The organism is Streptomyces sp. NPDC004752 (genome assembly GCF_053601275.1).
Map to the genome: position 1 here is coordinate 1 of NZ_JBSGBN010000225.1, position 8,822 is coordinate 8,822.

7 protein-coding genes are annotated in these 8,822 nt (G+C 71.0%); 5 read left to right on the forward strand and 2 right to left on the reverse strand.

What is annotated here, in order from left to right; all coding sequences use genetic code 11:
- A partial coding sequence (locus tag ACWEKM_RS44815) for an SCO5717 family growth-regulating ATPase (RefSeq protein ID WP_451627073.1) occupies window positions 1-1,785 on the reverse strand: 1,785 nt, incomplete at its 3' end.
- A gap of 805 nt (window positions 1,786-2,590) precedes the next feature.
- Window positions 2,591-2,884 carry a DUF397 domain-containing protein gene (locus tag ACWEKM_RS44820; RefSeq protein WP_451627074.1) on the reverse strand — a complete coding sequence of 98 codons (294 nt, stop codon included), beginning with the start codon at window positions 2,882-2,884 and terminating at the stop codon, window positions 2,591-2,593.
- Window positions 2,885-3,155: 271 nt separating this feature from the next.
- On the opposite strand from ACWEKM_RS44820, the gene rpsO reads away from it, so the two are divergent.
- The 5 genes from rpsO (at window position 3,156) to ACWEKM_RS44845 (ending at window position 8,647) form a co-directional block, all read left to right on the forward strand.
- Complete coding sequence (gene rpsO, locus ACWEKM_RS44825; protein ID WP_121895609.1) at window positions 3,156-3,443, forward strand: 30S ribosomal protein S15; 288 nt, start codon at window positions 3,156-3,158, stop codon at window positions 3,441-3,443.
- 311 nt (window positions 3,444-3,754) lie between these two features.
- Window positions 3,755-5,998 carry a polyribonucleotide nucleotidyltransferase gene (locus ACWEKM_RS44830; protein WP_451627075.1) on the forward strand — a complete coding sequence of 748 codons (2,244 nt, stop codon included), beginning with the start codon at window positions 3,755-3,757 and terminating at the stop codon, window positions 5,996-5,998.
- Window positions 5,995-7,374, forward strand: coding sequence for a M16 family metallopeptidase (locus ACWEKM_RS44835; protein ID WP_451627076.1), 1,380 nt, complete (start codon window positions 5,995-5,997; stop codon window positions 7,372-7,374). Before ACWEKM_RS44830 ends, ACWEKM_RS44835 begins: the two co-directional genes overlap by 4 nt.
- Before the next feature lie 54 nt (window positions 7,375-7,428).
- Window positions 7,429-8,181 carry a 4-hydroxy-tetrahydrodipicolinate reductase gene (dapB, locus tag ACWEKM_RS44840; RefSeq protein ID WP_451627077.1) on the forward strand — a complete coding sequence of 251 codons (753 nt, stop codon included), beginning with the start codon at window positions 7,429-7,431 and terminating at the stop codon, window positions 8,179-8,181.
- Between the two features lie 19 nt (window positions 8,182-8,200).
- Window positions 8,201-8,647, forward strand: coding sequence for a hypothetical protein (locus ACWEKM_RS44845; RefSeq protein ID WP_451627078.1), 447 nt, complete (start codon window positions 8,201-8,203; stop codon window positions 8,645-8,647).
- Window positions 8,648-8,822 lie beyond the last annotated feature (175 nt).

The window sequence follows — 8,822 nt, forward strand, 5'->3', positions numbered from 1 at the left end:
TACGGCGTCCTGGAGCGGGGGTGGTGCGACCGGGGATGTGTCCTGGGGTGCGGGAAGAGCGACCGGGTACGCGTCCTGTGGCCCGGGCGGCGTTGCCGGTGCGGGCGGCGCGGTGGGTACGGCGTCCTGGAGCGGGGGTGGTGCGACCGGGGATGTGTCCTGGGGTGCGGGAAGAGCGACCGGGTACGCGTCCTGTGGCCCGGGCGGCGTTGTCGGCGCGGGCGGCGCGGTGGGTACGGCGTCCTGGGGCGAAGGTGGTGCGGTCGGGAACGCGTCCTGGGGTCCGGGTGGTGTCGCCGGTGCGAGGTTCTGCGGCGCCACGTCCGGCGCTTCGTCCTCGGCCTCCGCCATCTCGGCGGCTCCGTCGGCGTCTACGGCCCCATCGCTGTCCAGGGCCTTCACGGCATCCGCGGACCCGGTGCCGAAGAGGTCGGCGTCCGTATCGGCGTCCGTACCGGCATCCGCGTACGCATCCGTATCGGCATGTGCTTCCGCGGCCACGGCCACGTCCGTCTCCGCGGCCACGTCCGTCTCCGCGTCTGCGTCCGCACCGGCATCCGAGCCCGTGTCGGCGTCTGTGGCCGTCGCCGCAGCCTGCGGAAAGAGCGAGTCCGCGCCCTCGGTCTTGGTCCCGGCGGCACCCTCCGAAGACGCGATGTCGACAGCCACGGCGGGCTCGGATTCCGCGTCCGGGGAGTCGTCTTCCCCGCGGCCCGTCTCCCCGGTCACGGAGTCGTCGAGGCCGTCGCCCGTGTCCTCGGCGTCGGCACTCGGCTCGTCGGCCGTACCCTCGGCAGTCTCATCCGCGCCGTCCCTCGCCTCCGTCGACCCCGCCGGTCCCTCCTCAACGGCACCCGATACGGGCCCAACGCCCTCGTCCGCCCCGGAGTTCACGCCGCCGCCCGCGGACGAACGCCCCGCGTCCTCGGCGGTCTCCGCAACCCCTGCGACCTCCGCGATCTCCCGCTTCAGCGCGACCGCGGAGAACCGCATCGTGGCGCCGCTCTCCAAGTCGCCGTTGTCCGGCTGCACTTCGTCCGTGTCGGCCGCGGCCGGGGCCGGAGCCGCCGGAACCGCGGGAGCGGACGGCGCCCACTGCTGGAATCCGCCGGCCGGAATGCTCGGCACGGCCGTCGGCGACGCGGGATCGGTCTCCGGCCGCGACTGCGGCTGCTGCGGTTCGAACCCGCTGCCCGCCGGCAACTTCGGCACCGCGACGGGACTTCCGGTGGGCGGAGGGGGCGGCGCGAAGGACGCCCCCGGCCCGGCCGCGGGCGCGGGCGGCGTGAACGGCGCACCGGGCGCCGGAGCCGACGGCGCGAGGGGCGCCCCGGGCGCGGGCGGAGGCGGAGGCGGTGTGAACGGCGCACCGGGCGCGGGCGGAGGCGGCGTGAACGGGGCCCCGGGCGCGGGAGCCGACGCCCCGCCGGCCCGCGCGTGCGGCGGAGGAGTCAGCCCCGGAATCGGCGCACCGGGCGGGAACGGTGAACCCTGCCTCGGGAACGAGGAAGGAGACGCACCGGGCCCGGACGCCGCGCCCGCCTGCCCCGAACTGCCTGACACCTCCGACGAACTCGACGAACCGGACGCCCCTGCCTCCCCCGCCGCTCCTGTCGGGCCCGCCGCGTTCTGCGTGTACCAGGCGGGCGGTGCGTAGTCGATGGTGAATTCGCCGGTCGTCTCGACGGCAGACTCCGCGTCGGGCTGGTCATCACCGGGTGTGGCCCAGCCCCCGCGGATCCCGTCCCGATCGCTGCTCACAGTTCCTCCCGCTTGGTCGAGCACCCTCGTGCCGTGCCGGGGCGACCATTTCGTGTCGTTCTCAGTCGTCCGTTGTCGTTCGAGGTAGTCCGATCCACCGGCTCTCCCCCTGGGGCGCCGACATCCCATCCACGGGTACCGGCGTCACGCCCACTCCCAGCCTAATCACCGAGCCCCCCGCCCCGGCAGGCCCGTCCACCCCTGAGCGTGCGCCCACTCCGTCACACCCTGCCCGGAAGTGCCGTACACAGTCCGCGTATCGGTGAACAATCCGCAAGACAAGTATGAACAAGAGGGTCGGAACGGGCGGGGGACGATCGCCGTCGAGCCCGAACCGTCATGCGACGTAAGAGAATTGGACGTAAGAGAGTTGACGGGGACAGTGGGGACAGTGGGGGCCGATCACGCCCACCTTCCGCAGCGCAGAAGAGGATCCGTTCGCGTGAGCTTCGGCCCACCCCCATCCGTTTCACCCCATCCGCCGGCCCTGGCCGCCGACCAGGCCGCGCACATGTCGCCGCAGGGGGGCTCGCGGGAGTCCTGGACGTGCTCGTGCTCGTCGACCTCAACACCGGCAAGAAGCCGGCGGAACCGCCCCGGACCCACGCACCGGCAAGGCACGGTGGACGTACAAGCACGCAGACGGCGTCCAGGGCGTCTGCCTGACGGCTACGACGACAAGTGCGGCAACCGGTGCTCCCCGTCGCCACCGGCGCCGGACTAAAGCACCGAAACTCGCACGCGCGGCATCCGCGGCACCGACCCACGCGCGCGTAAGGGGAAGGCACACCGGCGCCTTCCCCCTCATACGCTCACGCGCGCGTGCCGCTCACTCCGCGGCGGGCGCCCCGTCCTGCGGCGCGGGTTCCAGATCGAACTCGCCGTCCCGCGCGCCGAGCACGAACGCCCGCCACTCCGCCTCCGTGTACCGCAGCACGGTGCCCGGATCGAGGGACGACCGCATGGCCACGGCCCCGTCGGACAGATAAGCGATCTCGACCCGCTCCTCGTGCTGCTCCGTGCCCGGCGCGCTGTGCCACTCGACGCCCGAGATGTCGAGCGCGTACAGCTCGTCGCGCTCCCGCTCCTTGCGCGCCTTGATCTCCTCCGCCGTCTCCGCCATGCCGCAGCGACCCCTTCCCGACGTACACCGTTGATCCAGGCGTTCACCCTAGTGGTCGCCGCGGCCGTCGCGGAGCGCTTCGGTGGCCGGGACAAGGGCTCCCGCATCCGCCTGGTACCCTGGGTGACGGCCGTTTGTGTACGCGCCCTCGGAGCCCCTCACGGGCGCTGGAGGACACGCGCGACGGATCCCCGCCACCGAGTAGTGGAAGCTCCCCCGAGAAGCAGACCGGGGGCACTCGGCGGCCACCCACAGATCAAGAGGAGTACGCGTGTCGCTCGACGCCACCACGAAGAAGCAGATCATCTCCGAGTTCGGTACCAAGGAGGGCGACACCGGCTCCCCCGAGGTCCAGGTCGCTCTGCTGTCCCGTCGGATCTCCGACCTGACGGAGCACCTGAAGACCCACAAGCACGACCACCACTCCCGCCGCGGTCTGCTGATCCTCGTCGGTCAGCGCCGCCGCCTGCTGCAGTACCTGGCGAAGAAGGACATCCAGCGCTTCCGCGCCCTGGTCGACCGCCTCGGCATCCGCCGTGGTGCGGCGGGCGCCAAGTAAGACACCGTGAAGGGAGCGGTTCCCGGGGACGATCGGGGGCCGCTCCCTTTGCTGTACGTGCGGAAACGTACGGAAACATGCGGAGTGTCACTCACGCTTTGTAGTGTGGTGGCACAACGCAATACAGACGACACAGAACGAGGAGGAGCGCACCCCGCCGCCGCCGGTCCTCGGTAGTGGCCCCCGGGGAGCGAGCCCCGGGTGCTTCGATCGAAGACCGGCCCGCACCAGACGGAGCGCTTCTCCGCAACCGTCCCCCTGCCACACGGGCAGCCGCGGGACGAAGACGACAAGTAACGGAGAAAACGCTGGTGGAGAACGAGACCCACTACGCCGAGGCCGTCATCGACAACGGCGCCTTCGGCACCCGTACCATCCGCTTCGAGACGGGCCGCCTGGCCAAGCAGGCCGCCGGTTCCGCCGTGGCGTACCTGGACGACGACACCATGGTGCTGTCGGCCACCACCGCCTCCAAGAACCCCAAGGACCAGCTCGACTTCTTCCCGCTGACGGTGGACGTCGAGGAGCGGATGTACGCGGCCGGGAAGATCCCCGGCAGCTTCTTCCGCCGTGAGGGCCGCCCCTCCGAGGACGCGATCCTCACCTGCCGGCTCATCGACCGGCCGCTGCGCCCCTCCTTCAAGAAGGGCCTGCGCAACGAGATCCAGATCGTCGCCACGGTCATGGCCCTCAACCCCGACCACCTGTACGACGTCGTTGCGATCAACGCCGCGTCCGCGTCCACCCAGCTGGCCGGCCTGCCTTTCTCCGGCCCGATCGGCGGCGTCCGCGTCGCGCTGATCCGCGGCCAGTGGGTGGCGTTCCCGACCCACACCGAGCTGGCGGACGCAGTCTTCGACATGGTGGTCGCCGGTCGCGTCCTGGAGGACGGCGACGTCGCGATCATGATGGTCGAGGCCGAGGCCACCGAGGAGACCATCAAGCTGGTCGCCACCGGCTCCGAGGCGCCGACCGAGGAGGTCGTCGCCGCCGGCCTGGAGGCCGCGAAGCCGTTCATCAAGGTCCTGTGCAAGGCCCAGTCCGACCTTGCCGCCAAGGCCGCCAAGCCGGTCGGCGAGTTCCCGATCTTCCTGGACCACCAGAACGACGTGCTGGAGGCCCTGACCGGCGCCGTCCGCCCCGAGCTGGCCCAGGCGCTCACCATCGCCGGCAAGCAGGAGCGCGAGGCGGAGCTGGACCGCGTCAAGCAGCTCGCCGCCGAGAAGCTGCTGCCGGAGTTCGAGGGCCGCGAGAAGGAGATCTCCGCCGCGTACCGCTCGCTGACCAAGAGCCTGGTCCGGGAGCGCGTCATCAAGGAGAAGAAGCGCATCGACGGCCGTGGCGTGACGGACATCCGCACGCTCGCCGCCGAGGTCGAGGCCATCCCGCGGGTGCACGGTTCCGCGCTGTTCGAGCGTGGCGAGACCCAGATCCTGGGCGTCACCACCCTCAACATGCTCCGTATGGAGCAGCAGCTGGACACCCTCTCCCCGGTGACCCGCAAGCGCTACATGCACAACTACAACTTCCCGCCGTACTCCACCGGCGAGACCGGCCGCGTCGGCTCCCCGAAGCGCCGTGAGATCGGCCACGGCGCCCTCGCCGAGCGCGCCCTGAGCCCGGTCCTGCCGACCCGCGAGGAGTTCCCCTACGCGATCCGGCAGGTGTCCGAGGCACTCAGCTCCAACGGCTCGACGTCCATGGGCTCCGTCTGCGCCTCCACCATGTCGCTGCTGAACGCCGGTGTGCCGCTGAAGGCCCCGGTCGCCGGTATCGCGATGGGCCTGATCTCCCAGGAGATCGACGGCGAGACGCACTACGTCACCCTCACCGACATCCTCGGTGCGGAGGACGCCTTCGGCGACATGGACTTCAAGGTCGCCGGCACGAAGGACTTCGTGACCGCCCTCCAGCTCGACACCAAGCTGGACGGCATCCCGGCCTCCGTCCTGGCCGCGGCCCTCAAGCAGGCCCGCGACGCCCGCCTGCACATCCTCGACGTGATGATGGAGGCCATCGACCGGCCCGACGAGATGTCCCCGCACGCCCCGCGGATCATCACCGTCAAGATCCCGGTCGACAAGATCGGCGAGGTCATCGGCCCCAAGGGCAAGATGATCAACCAGATCCAGGAGGACACGGGCGCCGAGATCACCATCGAGGACGACGGCACGATCTACATCGGTGCCGCCGACGGCCCGTCCGCCGAGGCCGCCCGCACCACGATCAACGGCATCGCCAACCCGACGATGCCCGAGGTCGGCGAGCGCTACCTCGGCACGGTCGTGAAGACGACCACCTTCGGTGCGTTCGTCTCCCTGCTGCCCGGCAAGGACGGTCTGCTGCACATCTCGCAGATCCGCAAGCTGGCCGGCGGCAAGCGCGTGGAGAACGTCGAGGACGTCCTCGGCGTGGGCCAGAAGGTCCAGGTCGAGATCGCCGAGATCGACTCCCGCGGCAAGCTCTCCCTCATCCCGGTGATCGAGGGCGAGGACAGCGCCTCCGACGGCGGCGCCGCCGCGGACTCGGACAAGAAGGACGACGCCGACAAGTGACGTCGCGTAACGCCATCGTGACGGCCCGCACCTCCACGGAGGCGCGGGCCGTCGCCCGTACCCAAACCCTCATCAAGGGCACCAACGGCATCGGCACGGTCCGCAAGACCACCCTCCCGGGCGGTCTGCGCATCGTCACCGAGACCCTGCCCTCGGTGCGCTCCGCCACGTTCGGTATCTGGGCGCACGTCGGCTCCCGCGACGAGACGCCGTCCCTCAACGGCGCCACGCACTACCTGGAACACCTGCTCTTCAAGGGCACCGGAAGCAGATCCGCCCTGGACATCTCCGCCGCGATCGACGCGGTCGGCGGCGAGATGAACGCGTTCACGGCCAAGGAGTACACGTGCTACTACGCGCGCGTGCTCGATACCGACCTGCCGCTCGCCATCGACGTCGTCTGCGACATGCTCACCGGCTCGCTGATCCTCGAAGAGGACGTCAATGTCGAGCGCGGCGCCATCCTCGAAGAGATCGCGATGACCGAGGACGACCCCGGCGACTGTGTGCACGACCTGTTCGCGCACACCATGTTCGGCGACAACGCCCTCGGCCGACCCGTCCTCGGCACGGTCGACACGGTCAACGCCCTCTCCGCCGACCGCATCCGTCGCTTCTACAAGAAGCACTACGACCCGACGCACCTGGTCGTGGCGGCCGCCGGCAACATCGACCACAACAAGGTGGTACGCCAGGTCCGGGCCGCCTTCGAGAAGGCCGACGCCCTCGGCGGCCCGGACGCGGTGCCCGTCGCCCCGCGCGACGGACGCCGGACGATCCGCACCGCGGGCCGTGTCGAACTGCTCGGCCGCAAGACCGAGCAGGCGCATGTCGTGCTCGGCATGCCGGGCCTGGCCCGCACCGACGACCGCCGCTGGGCGCTCGGCGTGCTGAACACGGCCCTCGGCGGCGGGATGTCCTCCCGGCTGTTCCAGGAGGTCCGTGAGAAGCGCGGCCTGGCCTACAGCGTGTACTCGTACACCTCCGGGTTCGCCGACTGCGGCCTGTTCGGCGTGTACGCGGGTTGCCGCCCCAGCCAGGTGCACGACGTACTGAAGATCTGCCGCGACGAGCTGGACCACGTCGCCGAGCACGGGCTGTCCGACGAAGAGATCGCCCGCGCCATGGGGCAGCTCCAGGGCTCGACGGTGCTCGGCCTGGAGGACACCGGCGCGCTGATGAACCGTATCGGCAAGAGCGAGCTGTGCTGGGGAGAGCAGATGTCCGTGGATGACATGCTGGCCCGGATCGCGCGGGTCACCCCGGACGAGGTCCGCGCGGTCGCCCGCGACATCCTCGGCCGACGGCCCTCGCTGTCGGTCATCGGCCCGCTGAAGGACAGGCAGGCAGCGCGGCTGCACGAGGCCGTCGCCTAGAGCACCCGGTCACATCACCTCCGGTCACATCACCTCCGGTTAGGAAGCAAGAACATGAGCAAGCTGCGCGTGGCGGTCCTCGGTGCCAGGGGCCGGATCGGTTCCGAGGCGGTACGGGCGGTCGAGGCCGCCGAGGACATGGAACTGGTCGCCGCCCTCGGCCGGGGCGACAAACTGGAGACGCTGGCGGAGACCGGTGCCCAGGTGGTGGTCGAACTGACCACCCCCGCCTCGGTGATGGGCAACCTCGACTTCTGCGTGCGCCACGGCATCCACGCCGTGGTCGGCACCACCGGCTGGACCGAGGAGCGCCTTGCACAGCTGCGGGGCTGGCTCGCCCAGTCCCCGGAGACCGGCGTGCTCATCGCCCCGAACTTCTCCATCGGCGCCGTCCTGACCATGAAGTTCGCGCAGATCGCCGCGCCCTACTTCGAGTCGGTCGAGGTCATCGAGCTGCACCACCCGAACAAGGTGGACGCCCCGTCCGGGACCGCCACGCGCACGGCGCAGCTCATCGCACAGGCCCGCCGGCAGGCCGGCTCGGCACCGGCGCCGGACGCGACGGTCAGCGCCCTCGACGGCGCCCGCGGCGCGAGCGTGGACGGCGTCCCCGTCCACGCCGTACGGCTGCGCGGGCTGCTCGCCCACCAGGAGGTGCTGCTCGGCGGCGAGGGCGAGACCCTCACCATCCGCCATGACTCCCTGCACCACAGCAGCTTCATGCCGGGCATCCTGCTCGGCGCGCGCCGCGTGGTGTCGGCTCCCGGCCTGACGTTCGGCCTGGAACACTTCCTGGACCTGGGCTGACCCGAGGACCCCACTTCACATGCGCGCGAAGATCTCCTACGCCGTCACGGCAGCCCTGCTGGTCTTCTACTTCGTCCTGGTCGGCAGCCGCGGCGTCATGCTCATCCGGTCCGGCACCCTCCTGACCGTCACCTTCGGGATCGCGGTGCTGATCCTGCCGGTGATCGGCGTGTGGTTCCTGTGGAAGAACACCCAGTTCGTCCGCCGGGCCAACCGGCTCGCCGCCGAACTCGACGCCGAGGGCGGCCTGCCCGTCGACGAGTTGAAGCGCACCGCCGCCGGCCGCATCGACCGCGACTCGGCCGACGAGGTCTTCGCCCGGCGCAAGGCCGAGACGGAGGCGACCCCGGACGACTGGCGCAGCTGGTTCCGCCTCGCCGTCGCGTACCACGACGCCCGCGACACCCCGCGCGCCCGCAAGGCGATGCAGCGGGCCATCGCGCTGCACCAGTCATCGGCGCGCTGACGCCACACGAGCCCATGGGCGCGCCGAGGTCGGCGCGCCACAGCTTCGGCAACGGGGTGGGGTGCGGGCCCCGCCCCCCGGCCCGGCCCCCCCCCCCGGGGCCCCCAAAAACCCCCCGACAACCCCCCGAAACGGAGATAGGGGCGGTGGGTAAGAGTGTTTAGCAAGGTGTGTT

What these genes read in the sequence shown, in the direction of transcription:
- ACWEKM_RS44820 (WP_451627074.1), bottom strand. Translation starts at nt 2,884, where the DNA reads ATGGCGGAGACGGCGGAGGAGATCAAGGCGCGCAAGGAGCGGGAGCGC.
- dapB (WP_451627077.1), top strand. Translation starts at nt 7,429, where the DNA reads ATGAGCAAGCTGCGCGTGGCGGTCCTCGGTGCCAGGGGCCGGATCGGT.
- ACWEKM_RS44845 (WP_451627078.1), top strand. Translation starts at nt 8,201, where the DNA reads ATGCGCGCGAAGATCTCCTACGCCGTCACGGCAGCCCTGCTGGTCTTC.